Here is an 18,993-nt window from a genome sequence, read left to right on the forward strand (position 1 = left end):
ATCAGTATCCTCGGGTTAAGGGGCTGCGGCGGCGGATTTTACGGCTGGCCACACGTACCGGGCCGGTCTCGCCGTCGGCGGCATTGAGGGCAAGAAAGCACGCCCAAGTTCGGTCGGCGTGACCGTTGGCATCGGATTCGGCCACAAAGCGCGGTGCGCCGGTGGCGGAGGTGGTTTTTTGCAGCTTGTGCAGGTCGCTGCGCAGGTGTTGGTCGATAGGGATACGGATTTTCTTATCTTCGAACGCCTCTTTGCCGATAGTGGCCAGCGCCAGTTTGGAGGCGGTATTGAACAGCACGCCTTCTACCCGGCTCTCGCCGTGGCGGCGTTGCGCGTCTTCCACCGGCTTTTCGCCCATGCCGGTTTTATCCATGCAGCAGCGCAAGACGCGGTAGCGTTCGAGCACCTCGTCCAGCAGGACGTCCTGCTCGGCGAAGCTGGCACGGCGGCGGGTAATCAGTTCGCGCGTCCACATCACGTCGCCCACCTGCTCCAACACCCAAATCACAAACAGGTCGTTGCGGATGCCGATATCGACGCCGACATAACAAGGATTGCCGGTGTAGTTTTCAGGTAGCCCGGCCTGCTCGTCTTCCACTCCGTGAATCAGATCGTAGGACAGCCAGGCACTGGCTTCGTCCAACCATTGCAGCTCGAACTCCTGCGCCCAGGCATCATCATCGTTCAGGCCGGCCTTCAGCTGTTCGATATCGCGCGGCAAACCGTCGGCCACTGCCTGATGGATATCGACGATGTGGCGGCTCCATTCCTTATTCTTTTCGTCGGTAACCAGCTCGTAGAATTTGTTGCCCTTGCCGTTCGGCGTGGAAACCACGCGCAGCTTCCAGCCGGCAGAGATGACCGGGAACAGCGCCTTCCAAATTTCGCGGCTGTCCTTATGGAAGGCGAACTCGTCGAGAAACACATTGGCCGAGAAACCGCGGGCGGTGTCGGGATTGGCGGGTAGCGCGGTAATCTTGCTGCCGCCGGGCAGCACCACTTCTAGGGCGTTGGTGGTGGCGTCGAACGGTACCTGCATCACTTCGCAGGCCACGCCGGCCGCTTCCAGATGGCGTTTCACGCCTTCGTTCATTGCTTCTTTCGCCTGCCGCTCACCGCGTGACAGGATGACCCAGCGCGTGCGTTTGCCTTGCGATTCCGCATCTAAGCAGTCCAACACGATTTCTAGCGTGGTGGTAAAGGTTTTGCCCGTCTGGCGGGCAAACATACCGACTTTGAAGCGGCTGTGGTCGGCCAGCCAGCGCTGCTGGTAGGGATAGAGGGTTAAGGCCGGCTGTGTCATGAAAACACCCCGTATACTTCCTGTCTGATGCGTTTGAGCGTTTCCGGGTCGAGGCCGCTGTCCTGCTTGGCCGATTCGGCTTCGAGCGCAGCAAACTTGGCATCCATCTTCTCTTTCAGGTTGCTCTGCCATTGCTTCAGACGGGTGCTGGCCGAAGTGAGTGCCGAAATCTTTTTGGCTGCCTCCGACATCATGCCGAAGCGGTCAACCACATTCAGTTCGGTATCCGGTATCTCGCCAATGGCGACCAAAGCATCGAACAGCTCAGTCTGCAACATCGCCATCAGGGCTTCGGAACGGGTGTCGCCTTCGTCGGATGCGCCCTCGGCAATCAGACGGGCGGCTTCGGTGCTGGCCTTGATGCTGGCAAATCGGCGCTCGACCTTTTGGCCGTAGCGGTGTACGGCCGCACGGCTGATTTCGTAACCCTGCGCATTCAACCATTCGGTTAGCTCGGTATAGTTGCCGAACGCATTGGCCGCCAGCCGGCGTTCGAACTCGTGGCGGACATCGTCCGGCAACAGGGCAATGGTGCTGCGGCGTGCCATAATCAACCCTCCCAGTATTTGGGCGGACGGGCGATGCCGGGCTGGCAGTCGATGGTGTATTCGGCGATGTCCACACCCAATCGGGTCAGGTCGGCCAGCCACATGCCGATGGGCTGCTTGACCAGATCCACCAACTTGCGGTCGGCCAAATAGTCCAGTTCGCGCCTAAGTTCGGTGACGGTGGTATCGGCATAGATTGCCCGCAGGATGTCCAGCAACATGACTTCGGATGACGTGTGCGGGCGGGCTTTGTTGAGAATGCTGATAATCTGCCAGCGCAGGCCGGCAGTACGGGCTTGTTGCATCATTTTTTCCCACTTTCCAATTTATAAAGGTCACTAATGGTTTTATGGAGTGCGTCCATTTTGGCTTCCAACACCGCCTGTCCGCGGATGTAGTCTTCTCGCAGGACGTAGTTCAGCGGCAGGGTTTCTTTCAGGCTGTTGACGGTTTTTTCCAACTCTTCGCTTTTGTTATAAACCTGAGCCAACCGGCTTTCGTAATGGGTGAGTAGCATCTTGCCGAACATCCAGCACACGCCCAAAAAGCCCATTAGGAAAGAGACGATTTGCCAAAATTCGATACTGATAAAGGTTCTGTTATCCATGATTCAGGGGTATCCGATTTCTTGGTATGCCTGACAGCCCACGCATCTTGTACAGCCGGGGACGGCCAGGCGGCGACGTTTGGGGATGCGGGCACCGCAATCCACGCAGTGCGTGTATGAGGCGGCGGGTTTTTCAGGTAGCCTGATTTGGCGTAATGCCTCCTCGCGCGCCAGCTCCTCCTGCTGGGTGGCTCTGTCTGAAATATCCATTACTGCTTGCTCCGATACCATTCCTGCCACCCGCGCACTTGGGTGTCGCGTTTGCCGCACCATGCGCCGTAGTCGGCGGCGTGATTGAGCAAATCGGTGGGGCTGCCTGAAACCGGCGGTGCCGGGCGCGGATGCTCGGCCAGCAGTTCGGCAGCGGCGGGTGGCAGCACCGGGCGCTCCACCACCTTAATTGGTGTAGCCAAGGGCTTGTTTGTAGAGCTGCAGGCTGCCAGTGCCAAGGCCGCTGTAACAACGGCCGCTGCTTTGATCGTTTTTGACTGCATTTGCTATCTCCTGTTTGATGCGTGTGGTTTGGGTGTCCAATTGACGGGTGGTTTCAGCCAGCTTTGCCGATTGCTGCTGCGCGAAGTCGTGCCACTTCTGTTTTTCCGCGCTGACTTCGGCCAGCTTGGCGCTGTAGGCTTGTTCGGCGGCCAGCGCCTGCTCGGTATGGCGCTGCTGCAGCTGTGCGATTTCGCCGCGATAGATACGGCGGGCGTGGGTGTAGCCCGCACCGTATACGCTGGCCAATGTCAGGCCGATGCCGAGTGCGTACAGCAAAGATTTATTCGTCGGTAGCATCCACATTTTGATCTCCCTGTTGTTTGATCTGTTCCAGCTGCGGGATGATGGATAGGCCGCGCTTGATGAGGGCGTAGCCGCCCACAATGCAGCCGTAGCTCCACCACATCCACTCCACCGGTTCGGGTGCCATGACAAATTTATAAGTCATCACGGCGTAGGCCACGTTGGCCCATACCTTGGTGTGGCTGGCTTGGCCGCTGGACGGGTTGGTAAACGCGCCGGCCAGCCAGTTTTTAAGGCTATTCATCTTCCAGCCTTTCTACGCCGTTTGGCGGCGCGTCTGGCGGCAGCCACACCGCTGCGGCGGCCGCTAAGCGGGTAGCTCCCCGCGCCGACCGAATATTCCAGCCGGGGTGCGGAATGGGTCAGGCTCGGCAATACGGCAGACAGCGCCAGCGCCACCAATGTTTTTTTCTCTTTCATGCTTTGACCTCTTCAGCAATAGCGTTAGCGATGGCGCGGCAGATGCTCCATTTGGTTTGCTTCCATTGGGCTAAGTCCGCGTCGTTGGAAATAAAAAACGGCTCGAAGATGATGCCGCCGGCTTGGGCGTAGGCCAGGCGGCTGTGCTGGCCGGCGTTGTCTGGTTTGTAACCGTCTTCGCCGCGCAGCTTCCAGCCTGTGACCTGTTCCACAGCACGGCACAGGCGCTGGCAGGCGGCTTTGTTTTTTGGGATAGATAAGGCTTCAATGCCGGTGGCGGTTTTATTGAGTGCCGCGTTGGTGTGGAACTCGACAGCCAGACGGCTGCCTTTAATGAGCTTGACTGCCTCGCGCAAAGGCAGATTGCCCTTGCCCTCACCGTCGGTTTTAACCTCCAATCCGTGGTCGGTGCGGAGGATGGAGGCGACGATGTTGCGCATGTCTTGCGCGATGTCGGCCTCGCGGTCGCTGCCGTTGACGGCGCCGGGGTCGGTGTTACTGTGTCCTGCGGTAATGGTGATATACATAAGAAAATCCCTGCATCGGTGTTGATGCAGGGATTGTGGCTGATGGGGGTGGCGGGGGTCTTTTAAACGGGTTTAAAAAAACTTACCAGCATTGTTAGCTACTAATCGGGCAGCTACGTTACATCTGCTCTAAGGCGGCTTCGTACTCTTTGGCTTGTGTCGGAGTCATTTCTTGCGGCAGCCGCATAAGAAGATTTTCATGTTTGAATTGGTATACGAGGTAAGGAGTCCCTTTGGTAACCGAAGCAACATAGTCATACCTTTCCTCCAACTCCTCTCTTGTTTTGAAGACTTCTATCGTACCGAAATTTTCAGGCTCTGATTTGTAGCGGGTATCAGTAAAATTTAATTTGGCGAAATATTGCCCAGGGCGGCCAAGCCGATGATTTGGGTCGGTCTCTTCGGTGTAGATAACAACTTTACCCAAAGTTGGGATAGTTTTCAGTTTATCTGTGATGTACTGCATATCTTCGATCAGCTTTAATTCTGGCGCAGTAGGCTCAGGCCGTGCTACTTCAACAGATGCAGAGCTGGATTTTGGCTCCTCTACCTTAGTTTCTTGAGAAGAGGTGCTTTGATTACAAGCTGCCAACGCCAAAATGGATAGTAGACATAATGTTGCTTTTTTCATACTCATCTCCTTTTCATTCAGTTCAATTAAACGGACAATTAAAACTAAGCTACTTGATCAGCCGCAGATGCGGCTTCTTTTTTCTCTGCGCCCCGGGCGGCGCTCATGATGACGGCGCGGCCAAGCTCGCTAGACTGGCGGAACAAGGCCAGCAGCTCCTGCTCTTCCTCGCTCAGGCTGGGTGTAGATTTTTCAGGTAGCCTCTTGTCTGTATAACTCGGGGATGGGACTCTCACTATTTCCGTTTGGCTAGATCGAGTGCCAGTCAAAATATAGTCAACATCAATCTTCATATCAGGATGTGCAATTGCGGCTAGACGCAACTTATCTTCAGGCACCGAATTCCTTGCTTTTCTTGCTGAAAATGCTTTTATCTCTAATCCTAAAAAATTAGCCACATCCTTATCTTGTTTTAAATCAAGCTCTTGCTTTATTCTGTACAAAAAATCTACAAAATTCACAATTCTCCCCTTGCTAAAACTACAAATGTAGATTATTCTACACGCAACACCACAGTTAAAACCAATCCGACACAGAAAAGGACGAAAAATGACCGAACAAGAATTGCGTCGAATCATACGTCAGGAAATCCAAGCGGCCTTGAGCCGGAAGAGAAAGGCTTTTATCCGGCTGGCTTCCCGGCAGCGGCAACTTCGGATTGAACATTTTCGGCACTCTCTCGAACAAGCTTGGCTGTCGCTAAGAAGCGTTCCAAAGCGTAGACCTTATTAGGATCAATCGGAGAATCCGCCTCCGCCGCCTCTTTTGTTTTCTGTCGATGGACAGTTTCTATTCCGGACGTGATTTCATCAAAGAAAAGGAGGGACTGCAAACGGATGGCGAGGCAAATGGGATAGAACACCAAGTCGAGACTCTCAATACGGTCACTTAACCCATCTATCCGGCGGTACAGCTCGGCAATATGTTCTTCGGCAGTAGAAAACCCAGGGGCGTTGTCGATATGCATGGCACGGGACTCCTTGGAATAAACGATTAGCACAGATTAACACAGGTAGGCACTAAATGAGTAAGCAACATGACAAATTTCTGCCGCTGCCCTATCCGCAGACAACACAGTCGGCACAGCGGTACTTTGTGCGGCACGGCATCAACCGCAGCGCGTGGGCAAGGTATTTCGGCTTTGAGCGCACGGTGGTGGAGCACCTGCTGCGCGGCCAGCTGAAAGGCCGGCGCGGTATGGCGCACGAGGCGGCGATTAAATTGGGACTGAAAGAGCAACCGGAGGATTGATATGGCGAGCGGAAAAGGACAGCGGCTGCTGAGTGTCTTCAAGGCATTGGAAGCGCACCCGCTAATCGGCATCAGCAACAAGGAAATCGCCGACGGCCTAGACCTTAACCCGTCTTACGTTACCCGCGAACTGGAGGATTTGATTGAGGCGGGGCTGGTGGTGAAGCTGGATAACGGCAATTTCGCCTACAGCGTGAAGACGCTTCAGATTGCCGAACGGTTCAGACGGCAACAGGAAGGCATGATGGCCAGATTGGAAGAACTGAACCAACGTACCACTACATTTTGATAAGTTGCGACGTCGCAACTTTTGGAGACTAGAACATGAGCAACAAAATGGAAATTATTGAACACAGCAACCAGACAGCTATGCACAGTCTGATGGTAATGGAGCAATGGGGCAACGGTGAGGCTTATAACGAAGATCGTTGGATTGAACGTGGCCGCCAAGCAATGAGGCAGACCGTTGAAGGTATGTTTGAGCTTGGTCGTGTCCTAATTGTGTTGAAAGAACACATGACTTGGGAAAAGTTCGCAGACGTCTGCGGAACATTTGGGATGTCAGTACGCGCCGCACAACAGCTCACGCAGGCCACGCGCCGTTTTGCTACACCGCAAATGCAGAAGGCTCAGTCTAAGTTGATGGAGCTGGGTAAATCCAAACTGCTAGAGCTGCTGGTGGAGGAGGATGAGACCCTTACTGAGTTGGCCGATGGCGGCGAAGTGAACGGTATGACCTTGGACGATGTGGACAGGATGACGGTACGCGAACTCCGCGCCGCCCTGCGCGAGAGCCGCGAAACCGCCGAGGCCAAAGACAAAATCATCGCCGACAAAAACAAGAAGGTGGACGAGCTGGCTGAGAAACTGGCCAAGAAGCAGACGGGCAAAGAGCCGAGCCCCGAAGACGTGGGCAGCGAGCTGACCATGCAGCTTTCCGGTTTGGAAGTGGCCGCCCGCAGCGACTTGAGCCGCTTTGCCGAGGTATTCGAACAGATGCTGGCACACGGCGAAGCCAACGGCTACGACCACCGCCCGCAGATGGTGGCGGCCATCAACCAAATCATCCGCGATGCCGAAACCCTGCGCGAACGCTTTACCCTGCCGCAAGAAGCACCGACCAACGCCAAGCCGGAATGGCTGGACGGGGAGTAAACCATGAATCCTGCATTGACCGAGAAACTGGCTGCCGTGGCCGCTCATGCAGCCACCCTCGGCCACGGCGAGAAGGCAGGCTACCTGAAAAGTCAGGCGGCCGAGCTGGGCATCAGCGTGGCCACGCTGTACCGCAAACTGGAAGCGGTCAGTGTGAAGCCCTGCCGCAAACGGCGCAGCGATGCCGGCCGCTCGGAATTAAGCCTGCACGAGGCGCAGCTGATTTCGGCCGTGCTGATGGAGGCGATGCGGCGAAACGGCAAACGGCTGATGTCGGTCGCCCGTGCGGTGGAGATGCTGCGCGCCAACGGCAAAATCGACGCCGCCCGCGTGGATGAGGAAACGGGCGAGGTGCTGCCCTTGTCCGAGAGCACGGTTACCCGCGCCCTGCGCGAATACAAGCTGCACCCAGACCAACTGCTGCAGCCCGCGCCGGTAAACCGCATGAAATCGGAACACCCGAACCACTGCTGGCAGATCGACCCCAGTCTGTGCGTGCTCTACTACCTACCGCGCAGCGGCGAGGACAGCGGCTTGCGGGTAATGAAGCAGGAAGAGTTCTACAAAAACAAACCGAAAAACGTGGTCAAAATCGAAAACGACCGCGTGTGGCGCTACACCGGCACCGACCACGCCAGCGGCACCATCCTTGCCCGCTACTATTTCGGCGGCGAGACCAGCGCCAACCTGTGCGACTTCTTTATCTTCATGATGCAGGAGAAGCAAGATGTTTTGAAAGACCCGTTCCGCGGCGTGCCGCGCATGGTGATGCTCGACCCGGGCAGTGCGAATACCTCGGCAGCGTTTAAAAACCTGTGCAAGTCGCTGGACGTGCATGTGCAGATCAACAAGCCGGGTAACCCGCGCGCCAAAGGACAGGTGGAAAAAGGCAACGACATTGTGGAGACGGCGTTTGAAAGCAGCCTGCGCTTTACCGAGGTGCACGACATCGGGCAGCTGAACCGCCTGGCCGAACGCTGGATGCGTTACTACAACGGCACGCAGATTCACAGCCGACACGGCCTGACCCGCTATCAGGCATGGAACAAAATCAAGGCCGAGCAGCTGATTCTGCCGCCGCCTGCCGACTACTGCCGCGAGCTGGCCGTTTCCGCGCCGAAAGAAGCCAAAGTGTCGCCCGATCTGGAAATCCGCTTCGGCGGCCGGGTGTACAGCGTGAAAGACATCAAGAGCGTGCTGGTGGGGCAGAAACTGCTGGTGGCCAAGAACCCGTGGGAGCCGACTGGCGCACGTATCGCCACTTACGACAGCGAAGGCAACGAAATCTGGCAGGCGGTGCCGGAGGTGGTGTTTGACGAGATGGGTTTCAGAGCCGATGCCGCCGTCATCGGTGCGGAATACAAAGGGCAGGCCGACACCATCGCCCAAAGCCACGCCAAGGAACTGGACAAGCTGGCGATGCAGGCCGACACGCTGGAAGCGGCAGCGGGCAAACGCAAAGGTAAGGCGGTGCCCTTCGGCGGCGAAATCGACCCGTTCAAACATCAGGAAGACACGCTGGCCGCCGCCAACACCCTGTATATGCCCAAACAAGGGCAACAGATGGCCTACAACACGATGGAAGTGCGCGAGCAGGTGTTGAGCAAGGTCGAGCTGGCCAAGCTGCTCAAACCGCGCATCGAAGCGGCCGGCGGCAACTGGGGCGAGGCGGTGAAAACCCTGCAACGGCTGTACCCGGACGGGGTGGCCGCCAGCCAGATCGAAGAAGTATTCGGCCGCCTGAAAACCGCAGGCAGCCTGCGGATTGTGAAAGGGGCATGAGATGAAGGAAGCATTTAGAAAAATCGGCAAATCGTACGCCGTGGCCGCCGCCGAAATCGGCTGCAGCAAGCCCAGGTTGGTAGCGGTAATCAACCACGGCGAATGGCCAAAAAAAGGCGCAGCTGAGCTGCGCGGGAAACTGAGAGACTTTTTTAAACTGAATGGTGCGGACATCCCAGCGAGCCTGAGAAACGAGCCGGAAACCGCACCTGCCCACCCTAATGAAAGCGAGGACGACGATATGTTACTACGAAAAGCCACTTTGACCCAAGCCACCCGCCGTTATTTCGGCCTGGTACGCGATCCGTTCAACGATGAAATCAGGTCGGCAGAGGATGTGTATATGACCCCTGATGTGCGCTATGTGCGCGAAGCGATGTTCCAAACGGCCTGCCACGGCGGCTTTGTGGCGGTGGTCGGCGAAAGCGGCGCGGGCAAGTCCACCCTGCGCGAAGACCTGCAAGACCGCATCAACCGTGATGGCAGGCAGGTTATCACCATCGAACCGTATGTGCTGGCGATGGAAGACAACGATGTGAAGGGCAAAACCCTGAAAGCCGCGCATATTGCCGCCGCCATCTTGGAGGCAGTATCACCCGGCACCCGCCCCTACCGCGATTCGGAAGCACGTTTCCGCCAAATCCACCGCGCCCTGCAGGAGAGCGCGAAGGCGGGCAACAAACATGTGCTGATTATCGAAGAGGCACACGGCCTGCCGATTCCCACCCTGAAGCACCTGAAACGCTTCTTCGAACTCAAAAACGGTTTTGACCGCCTGCTCGGCATCGTACTGGTCGGCCAGACCGAACTGGCGCAGAAGCTCAGCGAAAACAACCCGGCGGTGCGCGAAGTGGTACAGCGCTGCGAGGTGGTGACGCTCTTGCCGCTGACCGACGGACGGCTGGCAGGCTACCTGAAACACAAAATCGAACGCGCCGGCGGCGACATCACCAAAATTATGGACGAGAGCGCGATTGACGCGGTGGCCGAACGGCTGACGGTGCGCGGCCGCAGCGGGCGCGGGGTGGAAGAGCACAGCCTGCTCTACCCGCTGGCAGTGAACAACTTGGTATCGGCGGCCATGAATCAGGCGGCCGAGCTGCAGATGCCGGTAGACGGCGACATGGTAAGGGGGGTGTGAGATGAGTGCATTTTGGAACTGGTTTGTACAGGCAAGCTGCTGGCAGGTGCTCGGCAACGCGCTGACCTTGGCGCTGGCGCTGGTCATCATCGGCATCGGTATCGGCGAAGCGGTGCGTTATATCCGCATCAGTTGGAAAGGATAACAACCATGTGGCCGGAATTAAAAAACGTTGCCCGCCGCGAAGCTCGGAACTGGTTGATTGCCGCCATCGTGGCAGTGGCCTATGCCGCCATGGCCGGCAGCTGTACCCCGCAGCCGGCCGCCCATCGGCAGCTGGTGGGACAACCGGATACGGCAGCGGCACGGCTGGCAGCCAAAGAGCGGCAGGCTGAGAGTGAGGCCGCCGAAGCGGCAGCAGTGTACGAGCGCATGAGTGATCAAGAGCGGATGCGCGGGATTGTGTATGACCCGGTTGGGAAATAAGTGAGGACAAATGAAATGAAAACCTGTTTTAAATTTGGCGACCATGTTCGTTTCAAAGATGTAGAAAATCCGGTATTCGGTGTGGTGTTGGAAGAGGCAAACACACGCGATGAGGTTACTGTGCAATTTATCTCCGAAGAGAAGACAGAGCTTGTCTATAGCGATGATTTGGAGCTTGTTATACATCCCGACACTGCCCGGCTGGATTGGATGATCCTGTGCGACTACCCGGAAGATATGGACACCGAAGACAGGAATTTCGCCCTGCAAGCCGAACGCGAAAATATCGATACCTTTATGCGGCTGGACGCCAAGCAGCAAGGAACGGCAGCATGAAAACCCGTTGCCCCTGCTGCGGCGCCAGCGCCAGCCTTGAGGTGCTGATTACCCACGACGAGGCGCGCAATTTGATGGTGGCGCTGGCCGGTATCTCCGACGAGCTGGCCAAAGCCGCGCTGCGCTATCTCGGCCTGTTCCGCCCGGGCGAGCGCGACCTGAGCTGGGCGCGGGCGGCCAAACTGCTGGGCGAGCTGGTGCCGCTGATTCAGGCGGGCGAGATTACCCGCAAGCGGCAGAGTTACCCCGCGCCGCGCGAGGCATGGATTTGGGCGTTTAACCGGGTGCTGGATGCGCGCGACAACGGCCGTTTGAGTACACCGCTTAAATCTCATGGCTACCTGTACGAGATTATCGCTGGCTGGGCGGGCAATGCGGTGCCGGTGCCGATAGACGGTGGAGCAGTCGTGCCAGTTACCGGCACCAGCAATCCGCGCCAAGCCAGTAAAACCTTAGATGCAGTGGCACAACTGGAGGAAATGAAACATGGATAAGACTCTGCCGAAATTCGCCCGCGACGAAATTCTGACTGGGCTGCAAAAACTGATGATGTTGCGCCCGGACGGCGCACCTCCCAATAGCGGTATCAAGCTGACGGCCAGCGTATGGATGGAAGCGATGGCCTCACTCCCCATCAAATGGGACGAGCAACAGGATGCCGGGCGTATTACCCAGGGTTTTGCCCGACTGCTGGCCGAAATTGAACGCTGGCCGACTCCAAAAATGCTAATTAAAAACCTGCCGCCGAGGAAGGAACTGCCACAGTTGGAACATAAAAGGCAGCTGACACCGGAAGAGGAAAAGAGGGGGCGGGAAAATTTGAAAAAGATGTATCAAAAAATCGCAAACGTTTTAAAAGGAAAGACTTGGTAAAGGAAGGAATGAAAATGAGCCAAATTGATATGAGCCAATACAAGAAGGACGCACGCGGCAATCTGGTGCCGATTGACAACATCCGCGAAATCGACCTCTTGCGCGATGAACTGGTGATGGAGATTGTCGGCAAAGCGCAGGCGGTGGCCGAGCAGCTGGCCGACTACAAACGTGGGGCGATGGACGACATCAATGCCTTTGTGCAACTGTCCGCCGAACGCTTCGGCGTGGAGCTGGGCGGCAAGAAAAAAGGCAACCTGACCCTACACAGCTTCGACGGCCGCTACCGCGTGCAATACGCCGTACAGGATACCCTGAGCTTCGACGAAGGCTTGCAGGCGGCCAAGGCGCTGATTGACGAGGCGCTGCACGACATGCTGGCCGGAGTGACCGATGCCGACGTGTGGACGATTGTGCAGGCCGCGTTTGCAACCGACAAGGAAGGCAACATCAGCACCGGCAAAGTACTGGGGCTGCGCCGCCTGAAAATCAGTCACCCGAAATGGCAGCAGGCGATGGATGCGGTGGCCGATAGCCTGCAAATCCTGACCAGCAAGGCCTATGTGAGGGTGTACCGCCGCGATGACGAAGGTGATTACAAGCTGATGAATTTGGATATTGCAAAGGTGTAATTATGTGGTTTAGTCAATGTACCGTGTTCAGGCTGCCTGAAACCCCGAATGCCGCCCTGCTGGCCGACAAATTGGCCGACGCACCCTTTGCTCCGTGCGGTGGGTTGGATTGGTTTACCGAGGGTTTTGCCGCACCGCAGAGCTTTACCCCCGAGCTGGTCTTTAAGGTCGAACAAACGATGGGGATTGCGTTAAGGCGGGAGGAGAAGGTATTGCCGGGTAGTGTCATCCAGCGGGCGGTAGACGAGCGGGTGGCACGTATTGAACAGCAGGAAGGCCGTTCGGTTGGTCGCAAAGAACGGCAGGAATTGAAGGAGCAGGTAACCGATGAGTTGCTGCCACGTGCCTTTGTCCGCGCCACCCATACCCGTGCACTCTTTGCCGACGGCATGTTGCTGGTGGACAGCGCTGCCGCCTCCAAAGCGGAAAACCTGCTCGCTAAACTGCGCGAAGCCTTGGGCGGCTTGAAAGTCCAGCTGGCCCACACCCGCCAAACGCCATCGGCGCTGATGACTGAATGGCTGCTGCGCGGTCATGCCGCCGGACGCTTTGAGCTGGACGACATTGCCTCATTGCGAGGCGCGGGTGATGTGCCACCGGAGATATGCATCAAACGGCAAGACCTGACAGCCGAGGAAGTGGCCAGCCATGTGCGCTGCGGCAAGACAGTGAGCGAACTGGGCTTGGTTTGGGACGAGCGGGTTGCCTTTGTGCTAACCAGCGAGTTCACGCTCAAACGTATCCAGTATTTGGACGTGCTGCAGGAAGCAGCGGAAAACCACGGCGACGATGCCGCCGACTTGGCCGCTGCTTCGCAGCTCATCGTGTCCGCCAATCTGAGCGCCTTAATCGGCGAGCTGGTTGAGTTGATGGGCGGTTGGCAGGAGTAACGATATGGCCACCGTAACCATCATGATTGCCGACACCCCGCGCGGGGTCATGCTGAAAATAACGTCAGACGAACGGCTGCCCGACCCGGGAGAAGACAGCGGTAGCATCGCGCAAAATCTCAGCCTGATTGCGATGGAGCTGATTAAGCAGGAGTTTAAGGCGGTAACCGGCAAGGAGTTCCGGGCGTGTACCGTCCAGTAAGTAATACCGAGCGGCACGGCCTGCCGCAATTTAAACAGGAGTTAAACCATGACTAAATCAGAGTTAATCAAAGCCATTGCCGAACACGGCGAATTGAGCCGGGCCGATGCCGAAATCGCGCTGCTGGCCGTGCAACACAGTATCACGGAGGCTTTGGCCAAAGGCGACCGGATAACCCTGCCCGGCTTCGGGACGTTCAAGGTGGTCGAGACAGCCGCACGTACCGGCCGCAATCCGCAAACCGGCGAGCCGGTCGACATCCCGGCCAAACGCAAAGTGAAGTTCGCGCCAAGCGAGAAGCTCAAAGACTTGGTTAAAGCGTGATGTTCAACCCATGCCGCTGCCACAGTGCGGCGGCATCAGTGGAACATTAGGAGAGTCCAAATGCGTGAACCCAAAGCCCACAAGAAAGCCCGCCTGATTAAGCTCTTACACGTGGCCAAAAACCAGCTGATGCTGGACGATGCCGCCTACCGCAGGCTGCTGGCCAACGTATCGGGCGGCAAGACCAGCAGCAAGCAGATGAGCGTGGCCGAGCTGGAGTTGGCCTTGCGCGGTATGAAGGCGCAGGGCTTCGTTGTGACCACCAAGGCGCAGGCCGAGAGCGGCCGGCAGGATATCCCGGTGCGCGAGGCAGCGGACGGAGTGGACGCGCAGATTAAAAAAATACGCGCCCTGTGGCTGGAGCTGCACCGCTTGGGCGCGGTACGCAGTCCTTCGGAACTGAGCCTAGCCCGTTTCGTATCCCGCATGACCGGCGTGGATTACCAAGGCTGGCTGAGTGTGGACGATGCCTCACGGGTGATTGAGCATTTGAAAAAATGGAAACAGCGGGTAACGCGGGAAGGAGCGGGAACATGACACAGGCAAGGGTGGCCGAGCTGCTGTCCGATTTGGCGGCTAAGGTGGGAGAGGAAGTGCAATCTGCCGGGGTGGCGGACAAAAAGCAGGCTAAAAATATCGGCAATCATGTAGCCAAACGCATGGCGCGGGAATGGGGCGGCCAACTGTTCTACATCCCGCACGGTGTATTGTGGGATATCGATGAACGTGATGTGGAGATTTTTGAAAAATTCAACGGCAGCAATCAGAACGAACTGGCCAAAGAATACGGTTTCTCCGTTCAGTGGGTTTACCGCATCATCGAACGGGTACGACAGGCTAAAATCGACGCCGCACAGCAGGATTTGTTCGATGAAGGGAAAGGCAAAGGGAGTAAAACAGATTAAAACGCGCACAAGGTCGGTCAGGAACGTTCCTGACCGATGTCTTTTTACGGTTTGGTACGTTTGCTTATCCCGCCGCCCGAATGCGCTTAAAACGCAAATTTGGCGACACTGGCTTCGGCGGTATTTTTTTAAACCCGTTTAAAAGACTTTCAGGTAGCCCATGCCCCATCATTCGCTTAACACGAATGACGGGGATTTTTTATGTTTGAGATTTTTCGAAGCGGCAAACGCACCAGTGCCGACGGCAGCCAATGGAACATCACGGATGCCGACGTACAGCGCGCCGCCGAGGTGTACGACCCGAAGCTGCACGAAGCGCCGATTGTCATCGGCCATCCGGCCATGAACGCCCCGGCCTACGGCTGGGTGCCGAAGCTGGCAGCCGACGGCGGCAGCCTGACTGCCGAGTTCGCCCAGATGGATGATGGCTTTGCCGAGGCCGTCCGCGCCGGACGTTACAAGAAGGTATCCGCCTCCTTTTGGCCGCCCGGCCATCCGAACAACCCGGTGCCGGACAGCTACTACCTGCGCCATGTCGGCTTCCTCGGCGCACACGCCCCGGCGGTCAAGGGGCTGCGGGCGATTGAGTTCGGCGCGGCAGAGGAAGGCGTGATTGAGTTTTCCGAAGCGGCACACGGTATCGCCGCCCGGCTGTGGCGCAATATGCGCGAATGGCTGATTGCCCAGTTTGGCCAAGACGCCGCCGACAAGGTGGTGCCGGACTGGGAAATCGAAGGCATCAAGGAAATGGCCGCCCGGCCTGACCTGCCGCCCGACCCGGTGTTGTTTGCCGATCCCCCTCCCACCCCCAACCCAACCGACCATAAGGAGTCTCCTATGTCTGAACAAGACCAAGCCGCCGCACTGGCTGCCGAAAAGGCCGCACGTGAGAAGGCGGAGGCCGACGCCGCCCAGGCCAAGGCCGAATTGAAAAAACTGAAAGACGAAAAGGCAAAAAATTTGCGCGACGCGTCGCACCAGCAAAACGCCGACTTTGCCGAAGGACTGGTGAAAGAAGGCCGCCTGAAACCTGCCGACAAAGCCTTGGTGGTGCAGGTGCTGGATTTTGCCGAGCACCCTGAGCACACCACCGCCGACTTCGGCGAGGGTGAGGCGGCGAAGCCGCTGGGCACTGCGCTGCGCGAGTTTTTGGCGGCGGTGCTGCCGCAGCAGCTGCCGACCGGGCAGATGGCCAAAGGTAGCCTGAACTTCGCCGAGGGCATGAGCCACCACGAGCGGGCTTTGGCTTTGCAGAAAGCCGAGGGCATCACCTACGAAGAAGCCGCGCGCCGCACGGCAGATTGATTAACCGTTTATCCAGTAAAGGAAGATAAAACATGAGCAACACGTATTTAGGCAACCTGCGCCAAGTGGACGAAGTATTGACCAAGCTGGCGCTGGGCTACAGACAGGGCGGTTTCATCGGCGAACGCATCATGCCGGTGGTACTGACCGAGAAGGAAGGCATCAAAGTGCCGAAGTTCGGTAAAGGCTCGCTGATCGAGTATGAAACCGAGCGTGCCGTGGGTGCCGCCAGCAATGTGATTACGCTGGACTTCCCGGGCAAGATGTCGGTGGTGCTGGAAGAGCACGATCTGGCCGCCGGCGTGGATTACCGCGCACAGCACGAATCGGTGTTTGATGAGAAGGCCAAGGCCACCCGCCGCGTGACCGCCGGTATCCAGCTGCGACAGGAGTTGGAGATTGCCGCGCTGATTCAGGCCAAGCCCACCTACGAGAGCGGCCACAGCAAAGACCTGTCGGCCACCAAGCAGTGGAGCGACGATACCTCCGATGTACAGGCCGATATTGCCAATGCAAGGGAAGTAGTGCGTGCCGCCTGCGGCGTGCGCCCGAACGTGCTGGTATTGGGGGCATCGGTGTACAGCAAGCTGATCCTACATAAAGGCTTGCGCGGGCAATTGTCGGCCAACAGCGACCGCGGGATTCTTACGCTCGAGCAGCTGACCCGCCTCTTGGATGTGGAAGAAATCATCGTCGGCGAGGCCATCTCCACACCCGACGGCAAGAAAGCCACCAAGGATGTGTGGGGCAATTTCGCCAGCCTGATCGTACGCCCGAAACCGGTCGAAGCCGGCAACGACGAAGGTATGCCCGCCTTCGGCTATACCTTCCGCCGCCGCGGCATGCCGGTGGTAGACCGCTACGAAGGCGTGGGCGGCAAGGTGGAGTATGTGCGCTACACCGACATCCGTAAAGCTGCCGCCATCGGTGGTGCCTGCGGCTATCTCTTCGAGAAAGCCATCGCTTAAACCTAGAAACAGGCTGCCTGAGATTTTCAGGCAGCCTGAAGGAGAACAGTATGAATTTGTCCGTTACCTTGGAAGACTTGACCGACAAAATCCACAAAGCCGATTACCACCGTATTGGCGAAACGACAGCTACAGTTTGCTCGCTGACCCTGAAATCGGGCTTTGTGGTAATTGGCCAGTCAGCTTGTATCAACCCGGACATGTTTGATCAAGAAGTGGGGTGTGAGGCGGCTTATCAGGATGCCGTCCGCAAGCTGTGGGAACTGGAAGCCTATCGAGTGAAAGAAAACGTGTTTACACAGAAACAGGAGCAAAACAATGTCTAAACCGACCAAACAGGTGGTCTTGGTCACCACCGTTAAAACCACCGGCAAAATCGTGGCCAACCGTTTTGTGAGCTTCGCCGGCAAACAGGCTACGGCTACCGATAAGGTGCTGGGCGCCACCCCTTACGATGCTGACATCAACGAAATCTTGGCCGTTGACACCATCGGCACAGTGGTGGTGGAAGCCGGCGGCGCGCTGGCCGTGGGCGACGAGGTATCCCCCGATGCCCAAGGCTGCGCCGTCAAGACCGCAGGCAGTGCCAAGGCCGTCGGCATTGCCCGCAGTGCCGCTGCCGGCGCGGGCGAGCTGATCCAAGTTTTACTGAGGGGTTAGCCATGATTAAAACCTATATCGCCAACACCCCGCTGATTCTGGCTGATGCCGAAGGCAAAGAGTTCCGTGTCGAAGCCGGTGAAGCCGTAGACCTGACACCCGAGCAGTACGAGCTGGTGGCCGCACATGTGACCGCAGGCAGCATCTCGGACGCAGACTTGGCCGCATCCGGCTACCAGCCGGACGGCACAACACCGGTGCCGGAACAGCCGCCTGCCGAACCGACCCAGCCCGAACAACCGGCTGAGGCCGAAACCGCGCCTGCCGAGACAGAGCAGCCGGCACAGGCTGAAACCGAACAGCCGGCAGAATCTGCCGAGCAGCCTGAAGAACAGTCCAAAGCACGCGGCAGAGGCAAAAAGGACTAGGCCATGTACATCACGCGCGAAGACATCAAGGCTGCCGTCAGCCTGGCCGAGCTGACCCAACTGACCAACGATATCGGCGGCAGCACCGAGCCGGACTGGGAAGTGGTGGACAGAGCCATCGCCTATGCCTGCGAAATTGCCGACGGCTACCTGATGGGTCGTTACACCCTGCCGCTGGAGCCGGTACCCAGCATCCTGCGGCCGGTGTGCAGCGACATCGCGCGCTACTGGCTGCATCCCCGCCGCATCAACACTGCCGATTTCCCCAAACCTTTGCAGGCAGCCTACGACAACGCGCTCAAGCTCTTGGTGCAGGTACGTGATGGCAAGCTGCATTTGGGTGTACGTGCCGACGAATTGGCCAGCGATACCGAGCGGCCGCAGGCCGAGCGCGGTGCCTACCGTGTGCGCGGCAATGCCAAGCAGGATTGGGGAGGCTACTGATGTCTGCCACCCGCCCGATTCTGACCGCCGTACGCGATTACTTGGCCGCCGAGCTGCCCGCCTACACGGTGGAGCTGTTCCCCGACGACCCGGCCGGCTACCGCTTTATGGCACCGTTGGGCGCGGTGCTGGTCGGCTATCAAGGCAGCAAGTTTGCCCGCCCGGACGGCCTCGGCCTAATCGGCCAGCAGCGCGACGTCACACTGGCGCTGACCGTGTTCGGGCGCGGCCTGAACCATGACGGCGCAGCCTTGGACTTGCTCGACGCATTGCGGCTGGCCATCACCGGCTACCGCCCGCCCGACTGCGAACCGTGCCACCTGATCAGCGAGCAGTTTTTGGCCGAAGAAGGCGGCGCATGGCAGTACCAGCTGATTGCCCAAACCGAAACCCAACAGGTCGAACGCCGCCCGGCGGATATCCGACCCAAAGTCAGCAGCCTGTACCTGCGGCAGAAAGGCCAGCCGCTCAACCCCGATATCAAACCCAAACCCTAG

Annotated in this window: 36 protein-coding genes; 23 read left to right on the forward strand and 13 right to left on the reverse strand. The window is 57.8% G+C overall.

Annotated elements, in window-relative coordinates:
- Nucleotide 1 precedes the first annotated feature (1 nt).
- The 13 genes from HMPREF2541_RS07745 to HMPREF2541_RS07805 form a co-directional block, all read right to left on the reverse strand.
- Nucleotides 2-1,303: a terminase large subunit domain-containing protein gene (locus HMPREF2541_RS07745; protein ID WP_070542839.1), complete on the reverse strand. Its 1,302-nt coding sequence runs from the start codon at nucleotides 1,301-1,303 to the stop codon at nucleotides 2-4.
- Nucleotides 1,300-1,851, reverse strand: coding sequence for a DUF3486 family protein (locus HMPREF2541_RS07750; protein WP_035574110.1), 552 nt, complete (start codon nucleotides 1,849-1,851; stop codon nucleotides 1,300-1,302). The genes HMPREF2541_RS07745 and HMPREF2541_RS07750 overlap by 4 nt, the downstream gene beginning before the upstream one ends.
- Nucleotides 1,852-1,853: 2 nt before the next feature.
- Complete coding sequence (locus HMPREF2541_RS07755) at nucleotides 1,854-2,159, reverse strand: hypothetical protein (protein WP_035574103.1); 306 nt, start codon at nucleotides 2,157-2,159, stop codon at nucleotides 1,854-1,856.
- Nucleotides 2,156-2,458 carry a hypothetical protein gene (locus tag HMPREF2541_RS07760; protein ID WP_023887990.1) on the reverse strand — a complete coding sequence of 101 codons (303 nt, stop codon included), beginning with the start codon at nucleotides 2,456-2,458 and terminating at the stop codon, nucleotides 2,156-2,158. Before HMPREF2541_RS07760 ends, HMPREF2541_RS07755 begins: the two co-directional genes overlap by 4 nt.
- Before the next feature lie 3 nt (nucleotides 2,459-2,461).
- Complete coding sequence (locus HMPREF2541_RS07765; protein ID WP_070542842.1) at nucleotides 2,462-2,668, reverse strand: TraR/DksA C4-type zinc finger protein; 207 nt, start codon at nucleotides 2,666-2,668, stop codon at nucleotides 2,462-2,464.
- Nucleotides 2,668-2,871 carry a hypothetical protein gene (locus HMPREF2541_RS07770; protein ID WP_064087582.1) on the reverse strand — a complete coding sequence of 68 codons (204 nt, stop codon included), beginning with the start codon at nucleotides 2,869-2,871 and terminating at the stop codon, nucleotides 2,668-2,670. Before HMPREF2541_RS07770 ends, HMPREF2541_RS07765 begins: the two co-directional genes overlap by 1 nt.
- Entirely contained in the window at nucleotides 2,855-3,256 is a 402-nt protein-coding gene (locus tag HMPREF2541_RS07775) for a hypothetical protein (RefSeq protein ID WP_070542844.1), read from the reverse strand. The genes HMPREF2541_RS07770 and HMPREF2541_RS07775 overlap by 17 nt, the downstream gene beginning before the upstream one ends.
- Entirely contained in the window at nucleotides 3,234-3,500 is a 267-nt protein-coding gene (locus HMPREF2541_RS07780; RefSeq protein WP_064087584.1) for a hypothetical protein, read from the reverse strand. Before HMPREF2541_RS07780 ends, HMPREF2541_RS07775 begins: the two co-directional genes overlap by 23 nt.
- Complete coding sequence (locus HMPREF2541_RS07785; protein WP_023887994.1) at nucleotides 3,497-3,676, reverse strand: hypothetical protein; 180 nt, start codon at nucleotides 3,674-3,676, stop codon at nucleotides 3,497-3,499. The genes HMPREF2541_RS07780 and HMPREF2541_RS07785 overlap by 4 nt, the downstream gene beginning before the upstream one ends.
- Entirely contained in the window at nucleotides 3,673-4,203 is a 531-nt protein-coding gene (locus HMPREF2541_RS07790) for an N-acetylmuramoyl-L-alanine amidase (RefSeq protein WP_070542847.1), read from the reverse strand. The genes HMPREF2541_RS07785 and HMPREF2541_RS07790 overlap by 4 nt, the downstream gene beginning before the upstream one ends.
- A 118-nt stretch (nucleotides 4,204-4,321) precedes the next feature.
- Complete coding sequence (locus tag HMPREF2541_RS07795; protein ID WP_023887996.1) at nucleotides 4,322-4,834, reverse strand: hypothetical protein; 513 nt, start codon at nucleotides 4,832-4,834, stop codon at nucleotides 4,322-4,324.
- Nucleotides 4,835-4,878: 44 nt separating this feature from the next.
- Complete coding sequence (locus HMPREF2541_RS07800; RefSeq protein ID WP_070542850.1) at nucleotides 4,879-5,295, reverse strand: helix-turn-helix domain-containing protein; 417 nt, start codon at nucleotides 5,293-5,295, stop codon at nucleotides 4,879-4,881.
- Between the two features lie 161 nt (nucleotides 5,296-5,456).
- Complete coding sequence (locus HMPREF2541_RS07805; RefSeq protein WP_070542853.1) at nucleotides 5,457-5,801, reverse strand: hypothetical protein; 345 nt, start codon at nucleotides 5,799-5,801, stop codon at nucleotides 5,457-5,459.
- Between the two features lie 56 nt (nucleotides 5,802-5,857).
- On the opposite strand from HMPREF2541_RS07805, the gene HMPREF2541_RS07810 reads away from it, so the two are divergent.
- From HMPREF2541_RS07810 to HMPREF2541_RS07915, 23 genes are all read left to right on the forward strand, one after another.
- Nucleotides 5,858-6,085, forward strand: a complete 228-nt coding sequence (locus HMPREF2541_RS07810) for a DNA-binding protein (RefSeq protein WP_009425435.1) — start codon at nucleotides 5,858-5,860, stop codon at nucleotides 6,083-6,085.
- A gap of 1 nt (nucleotide 6,086) precedes the next feature.
- Complete coding sequence (locus tag HMPREF2541_RS07815; RefSeq protein WP_067524721.1) at nucleotides 6,087-6,374, forward strand: helix-turn-helix domain-containing protein; 288 nt, start codon at nucleotides 6,087-6,089, stop codon at nucleotides 6,372-6,374.
- A gap of 35 nt (nucleotides 6,375-6,409) precedes the next feature.
- Complete coding sequence (locus HMPREF2541_RS07820) at nucleotides 6,410-7,240, forward strand: hypothetical protein (RefSeq protein WP_070542856.1); 831 nt, start codon at nucleotides 6,410-6,412, stop codon at nucleotides 7,238-7,240.
- A 3-nt stretch (nucleotides 7,241-7,243) separates the two neighbouring features.
- The gene (locus HMPREF2541_RS07825; protein ID WP_141744218.1) at nucleotides 7,244-9,022 is read left to right on the forward strand and encodes a DDE-type integrase/transposase/recombinase; all 1,779 of its coding nucleotides are present in this window, start codon (nucleotides 7,244-7,246) and stop codon (nucleotides 9,020-9,022) included.
- A 1-nt stretch (nucleotide 9,023) separates the two neighbouring features.
- On the forward strand, nucleotides 9,024-10,163 hold the full coding sequence (locus tag HMPREF2541_RS07830; protein ID WP_064087591.1) for an ExeA family protein: 1,140 nt from the start codon (nucleotides 9,024-9,026) through the stop codon (nucleotides 10,161-10,163).
- Nucleotide 10,164: 1 nt separating this feature from the next.
- A complete protein-coding gene (locus tag HMPREF2541_RS12215; RefSeq protein WP_023888069.1) occupies nucleotides 10,165-10,308 on the forward strand; it encodes a hypothetical protein in 144 nt (47 codons plus the stop codon).
- Between the two features lie 5 nt (nucleotides 10,309-10,313).
- On the forward strand, nucleotides 10,314-10,589 hold the full coding sequence (locus HMPREF2541_RS07835) for a hypothetical protein (protein WP_070542859.1): 276 nt from the start codon (nucleotides 10,314-10,316) through the stop codon (nucleotides 10,587-10,589).
- 15 nt (nucleotides 10,590-10,604) lie between these two features.
- Nucleotides 10,605-10,925 (forward strand): hypothetical protein, encoded by a 321-nt coding sequence (locus HMPREF2541_RS07840; RefSeq protein ID WP_064090631.1) that lies wholly within the window; start codon nucleotides 10,605-10,607, stop codon nucleotides 10,923-10,925.
- A complete protein-coding gene (locus HMPREF2541_RS07845; RefSeq protein ID WP_070542862.1) occupies nucleotides 10,922-11,419 on the forward strand; it encodes a hypothetical protein in 498 nt (165 codons plus the stop codon). Before HMPREF2541_RS07840 ends, HMPREF2541_RS07845 begins: the two co-directional genes overlap by 4 nt.
- Nucleotides 11,412-11,798 carry a hypothetical protein gene (locus HMPREF2541_RS07850; RefSeq protein WP_070542865.1) on the forward strand — a complete coding sequence of 129 codons (387 nt, stop codon included), beginning with the start codon at nucleotides 11,412-11,414 and terminating at the stop codon, nucleotides 11,796-11,798. The genes HMPREF2541_RS07845 and HMPREF2541_RS07850 overlap by 8 nt, the downstream gene beginning before the upstream one ends.
- 14 nt (nucleotides 11,799-11,812) lie before the next feature.
- On the forward strand, nucleotides 11,813-12,430 hold the full coding sequence (locus HMPREF2541_RS07855; RefSeq protein ID WP_023888057.1) for a DUF3164 family protein: 618 nt from the start codon (nucleotides 11,813-11,815) through the stop codon (nucleotides 12,428-12,430).
- Nucleotides 12,431-12,432: 2 nt separating this feature from the next.
- A complete protein-coding gene (locus HMPREF2541_RS07860) occupies nucleotides 12,433-13,320 on the forward strand; it encodes a recombination-associated protein RdgC (RefSeq protein WP_070542867.1) in 888 nt (295 codons plus the stop codon).
- Between the two features lie 4 nt (nucleotides 13,321-13,324).
- Complete coding sequence (locus tag HMPREF2541_RS07865; protein WP_070542870.1) at nucleotides 13,325-13,522, forward strand: hypothetical protein; 198 nt, start codon at nucleotides 13,325-13,327, stop codon at nucleotides 13,520-13,522.
- 48 nt (nucleotides 13,523-13,570) lie between these two features.
- Complete coding sequence (locus tag HMPREF2541_RS07870; protein ID WP_070542873.1) at nucleotides 13,571-13,846, forward strand: HU family DNA-binding protein; 276 nt, start codon at nucleotides 13,571-13,573, stop codon at nucleotides 13,844-13,846.
- 60 nt (nucleotides 13,847-13,906) lie between these two features.
- Nucleotides 13,907-14,383, forward strand: a complete 477-nt coding sequence (locus HMPREF2541_RS07875) for a gp16 family protein (RefSeq protein ID WP_070542875.1) — start codon at nucleotides 13,907-13,909, stop codon at nucleotides 14,381-14,383.
- A complete protein-coding gene (locus HMPREF2541_RS07880; RefSeq protein ID WP_070542878.1) occupies nucleotides 14,380-14,751 on the forward strand; it encodes a Mor transcription activator family protein in 372 nt (123 codons plus the stop codon). Before HMPREF2541_RS07875 ends, HMPREF2541_RS07880 begins: the two co-directional genes overlap by 4 nt.
- Before the next feature lie 201 nt (nucleotides 14,752-14,952).
- Nucleotides 14,953-16,056 (forward strand): 2-oxoacid:acceptor oxidoreductase, encoded by a 1,104-nt coding sequence (locus HMPREF2541_RS07885; RefSeq protein ID WP_070542881.1) that lies wholly within the window; start codon nucleotides 14,953-14,955, stop codon nucleotides 16,054-16,056.
- A 32-nt stretch (nucleotides 16,057-16,088) separates the two neighbouring features.
- Nucleotides 16,089-17,024 (forward strand): major capsid protein, encoded by a 936-nt coding sequence (locus HMPREF2541_RS07890; RefSeq protein ID WP_064087602.1) that lies wholly within the window; start codon nucleotides 16,089-16,091, stop codon nucleotides 17,022-17,024.
- 50 nt (nucleotides 17,025-17,074) lie between these two features.
- On the forward strand, nucleotides 17,075-17,350 hold the full coding sequence (locus HMPREF2541_RS07895) for a Gp49 family protein (protein ID WP_064087603.1): 276 nt from the start codon (nucleotides 17,075-17,077) through the stop codon (nucleotides 17,348-17,350).
- Nucleotides 17,343-17,684 carry a DUF2190 family protein gene (locus HMPREF2541_RS07900; protein ID WP_070542882.1) on the forward strand — a complete coding sequence of 114 codons (342 nt, stop codon included), beginning with the start codon at nucleotides 17,343-17,345 and terminating at the stop codon, nucleotides 17,682-17,684. Before HMPREF2541_RS07895 ends, HMPREF2541_RS07900 begins: the two co-directional genes overlap by 8 nt.
- A gap of 2 nt (nucleotides 17,685-17,686) precedes the next feature.
- Nucleotides 17,687-18,052: a hypothetical protein gene (locus tag HMPREF2541_RS07905; RefSeq protein ID WP_070542885.1), complete on the forward strand. Its 366-nt coding sequence runs from the start codon at nucleotides 17,687-17,689 to the stop codon at nucleotides 18,050-18,052.
- A gap of 3 nt (nucleotides 18,053-18,055) precedes the next feature.
- The gene (locus HMPREF2541_RS07910; RefSeq protein ID WP_070542888.1) at nucleotides 18,056-18,496 is read left to right on the forward strand and encodes a DUF1320 domain-containing protein; all 441 of its coding nucleotides are present in this window, start codon (nucleotides 18,056-18,058) and stop codon (nucleotides 18,494-18,496) included.
- Nucleotides 18,496-18,993, forward strand: a complete 498-nt coding sequence (locus tag HMPREF2541_RS07915) for a Gp37 family protein (RefSeq protein WP_070542889.1) — start codon at nucleotides 18,496-18,498, stop codon at nucleotides 18,991-18,993. Before HMPREF2541_RS07910 ends, HMPREF2541_RS07915 begins: the two co-directional genes overlap by 1 nt.

The sequence above is a fragment of the Eikenella sp. HMSC061C02 genome (assembly GCF_001809035.1).
Classification (GTDB): Bacteria; Pseudomonadota; Gammaproteobacteria; order Burkholderiales; family Neisseriaceae; genus Eikenella; species Eikenella corrodens.

What these genes read in the sequence shown, in the direction of transcription:
- HMPREF2541_RS07745 (WP_070542839.1), bottom strand. Translation starts at nt 1,303, where the DNA reads ATGACACAGCCGGCCTTAACCCTCTATCCCTACCAGCAGCGCTGGCTG.
- HMPREF2541_RS07750 (WP_035574110.1), bottom strand. Translation starts at nt 1,851, where the DNA reads ATGGCACGCCGCAGCACCATTGCCCTGTTGCCGGACGATGTCCGCCAC.
- HMPREF2541_RS07755 (WP_035574103.1), bottom strand. Translation starts at nt 2,159, where the DNA reads ATGATGCAACAAGCCCGTACTGCCGGCCTGCGCTGGCAGATTATCAGC.
- HMPREF2541_RS07760 (WP_023887990.1), bottom strand. Translation starts at nt 2,458, where the DNA reads ATGGATAACAGAACCTTTATCAGTATCGAATTTTGGCAAATCGTCTCT.
- HMPREF2541_RS07765 (WP_070542842.1), bottom strand. Translation starts at nt 2,668, where the DNA reads ATGGATATTTCAGACAGAGCCACCCAGCAGGAGGAGCTGGCGCGCGAG.
- HMPREF2541_RS07775 (WP_070542844.1), bottom strand. Translation starts at nt 3,256, where the DNA reads ATGTGGATGCTACCGACGAATAAATCTTTGCTGTACGCACTCGGCATC.
- HMPREF2541_RS07780 (WP_064087584.1), bottom strand. Translation starts at nt 3,500, where the DNA reads ATGAATAGCCTTAAAAACTGGCTGGCCGGCGCGTTTACCAACCCGTCC.
- HMPREF2541_RS07785 (WP_023887994.1), bottom strand. Translation starts at nt 3,676, where the DNA reads ATGAAAGAGAAAAAAACATTGGTGGCGCTGGCGCTGTCTGCCGTATTG.
- HMPREF2541_RS07790 (WP_070542847.1), bottom strand. Translation starts at nt 4,203, where the DNA reads ATGTATATCACCATTACCGCAGGACACAGTAACACCGACCCCGGCGCC.
- HMPREF2541_RS07795 (WP_023887996.1), bottom strand. Translation starts at nt 4,834, where the DNA reads ATGAAAAAAGCAACATTATGTCTACTATCCATTTTGGCGTTGGCAGCT.
- HMPREF2541_RS07805 (WP_070542853.1), bottom strand. Translation starts at nt 5,801, where the DNA reads ATGCATATCGACAACGCCCCTGGGTTTTCTACTGCCGAAGAACATATT.
- HMPREF2541_RS07810 (WP_009425435.1), top strand. Translation starts at nt 5,858, where the DNA reads ATGAGTAAGCAACATGACAAATTTCTGCCGCTGCCCTATCCGCAGACA.
- HMPREF2541_RS07815 (WP_067524721.1), top strand. Translation starts at nt 6,087, where the DNA reads ATGGCGAGCGGAAAAGGACAGCGGCTGCTGAGTGTCTTCAAGGCATTG.
- HMPREF2541_RS07820 (WP_070542856.1), top strand. Translation starts at nt 6,410, where the DNA reads ATGAGCAACAAAATGGAAATTATTGAACACAGCAACCAGACAGCTATG.
- HMPREF2541_RS07825 (WP_141744218.1), top strand. Translation starts at nt 7,244, where the DNA reads ATGAATCCTGCATTGACCGAGAAACTGGCTGCCGTGGCCGCTCATGCA.
- HMPREF2541_RS07830 (WP_064087591.1), top strand. Translation starts at nt 9,024, where the DNA reads ATGAAGGAAGCATTTAGAAAAATCGGCAAATCGTACGCCGTGGCCGCC.
- HMPREF2541_RS12215 (WP_023888069.1), top strand. Translation starts at nt 10,165, where the DNA reads ATGAGTGCATTTTGGAACTGGTTTGTACAGGCAAGCTGCTGGCAGGTG.
- HMPREF2541_RS07835 (WP_070542859.1), top strand. Translation starts at nt 10,314, where the DNA reads ATGTGGCCGGAATTAAAAAACGTTGCCCGCCGCGAAGCTCGGAACTGG.
- HMPREF2541_RS07840 (WP_064090631.1), top strand. Translation starts at nt 10,605, where the DNA reads ATGAAAACCTGTTTTAAATTTGGCGACCATGTTCGTTTCAAAGATGTA.
- HMPREF2541_RS07845 (WP_070542862.1), top strand. Translation starts at nt 10,922, where the DNA reads ATGAAAACCCGTTGCCCCTGCTGCGGCGCCAGCGCCAGCCTTGAGGTG.
- HMPREF2541_RS07850 (WP_070542865.1), top strand. Translation starts at nt 11,412, where the DNA reads ATGGATAAGACTCTGCCGAAATTCGCCCGCGACGAAATTCTGACTGGG.
- HMPREF2541_RS07855 (WP_023888057.1), top strand. Translation starts at nt 11,813, where the DNA reads ATGAGCCAAATTGATATGAGCCAATACAAGAAGGACGCACGCGGCAAT.
- HMPREF2541_RS07860 (WP_070542867.1), top strand. Translation starts at nt 12,433, where the DNA reads ATGTGGTTTAGTCAATGTACCGTGTTCAGGCTGCCTGAAACCCCGAAT.
- HMPREF2541_RS07865 (WP_070542870.1), top strand. Translation starts at nt 13,325, where the DNA reads ATGGCCACCGTAACCATCATGATTGCCGACACCCCGCGCGGGGTCATG.
- HMPREF2541_RS07870 (WP_070542873.1), top strand. Translation starts at nt 13,571, where the DNA reads ATGACTAAATCAGAGTTAATCAAAGCCATTGCCGAACACGGCGAATTG.
- HMPREF2541_RS07875 (WP_070542875.1), top strand. Translation starts at nt 13,907, where the DNA reads ATGCGTGAACCCAAAGCCCACAAGAAAGCCCGCCTGATTAAGCTCTTA.
- HMPREF2541_RS07880 (WP_070542878.1), top strand. Translation starts at nt 14,380, where the DNA reads ATGACACAGGCAAGGGTGGCCGAGCTGCTGTCCGATTTGGCGGCTAAG.
- HMPREF2541_RS07885 (WP_070542881.1), top strand. Translation starts at nt 14,953, where the DNA reads ATGTTTGAGATTTTTCGAAGCGGCAAACGCACCAGTGCCGACGGCAGC.
- HMPREF2541_RS07890 (WP_064087602.1), top strand. Translation starts at nt 16,089, where the DNA reads ATGAGCAACACGTATTTAGGCAACCTGCGCCAAGTGGACGAAGTATTG.
- HMPREF2541_RS07895 (WP_064087603.1), top strand. Translation starts at nt 17,075, where the DNA reads ATGAATTTGTCCGTTACCTTGGAAGACTTGACCGACAAAATCCACAAA.
- HMPREF2541_RS07900 (WP_070542882.1), top strand. Translation starts at nt 17,343, where the DNA reads ATGTCTAAACCGACCAAACAGGTGGTCTTGGTCACCACCGTTAAAACC.
- HMPREF2541_RS07905 (WP_070542885.1), top strand. Translation starts at nt 17,687, where the DNA reads ATGATTAAAACCTATATCGCCAACACCCCGCTGATTCTGGCTGATGCC.
- HMPREF2541_RS07910 (WP_070542888.1), top strand. Translation starts at nt 18,056, where the DNA reads ATGTACATCACGCGCGAAGACATCAAGGCTGCCGTCAGCCTGGCCGAG.
- HMPREF2541_RS07915 (WP_070542889.1), top strand. Translation starts at nt 18,496, where the DNA reads ATGTCTGCCACCCGCCCGATTCTGACCGCCGTACGCGATTACTTGGCC.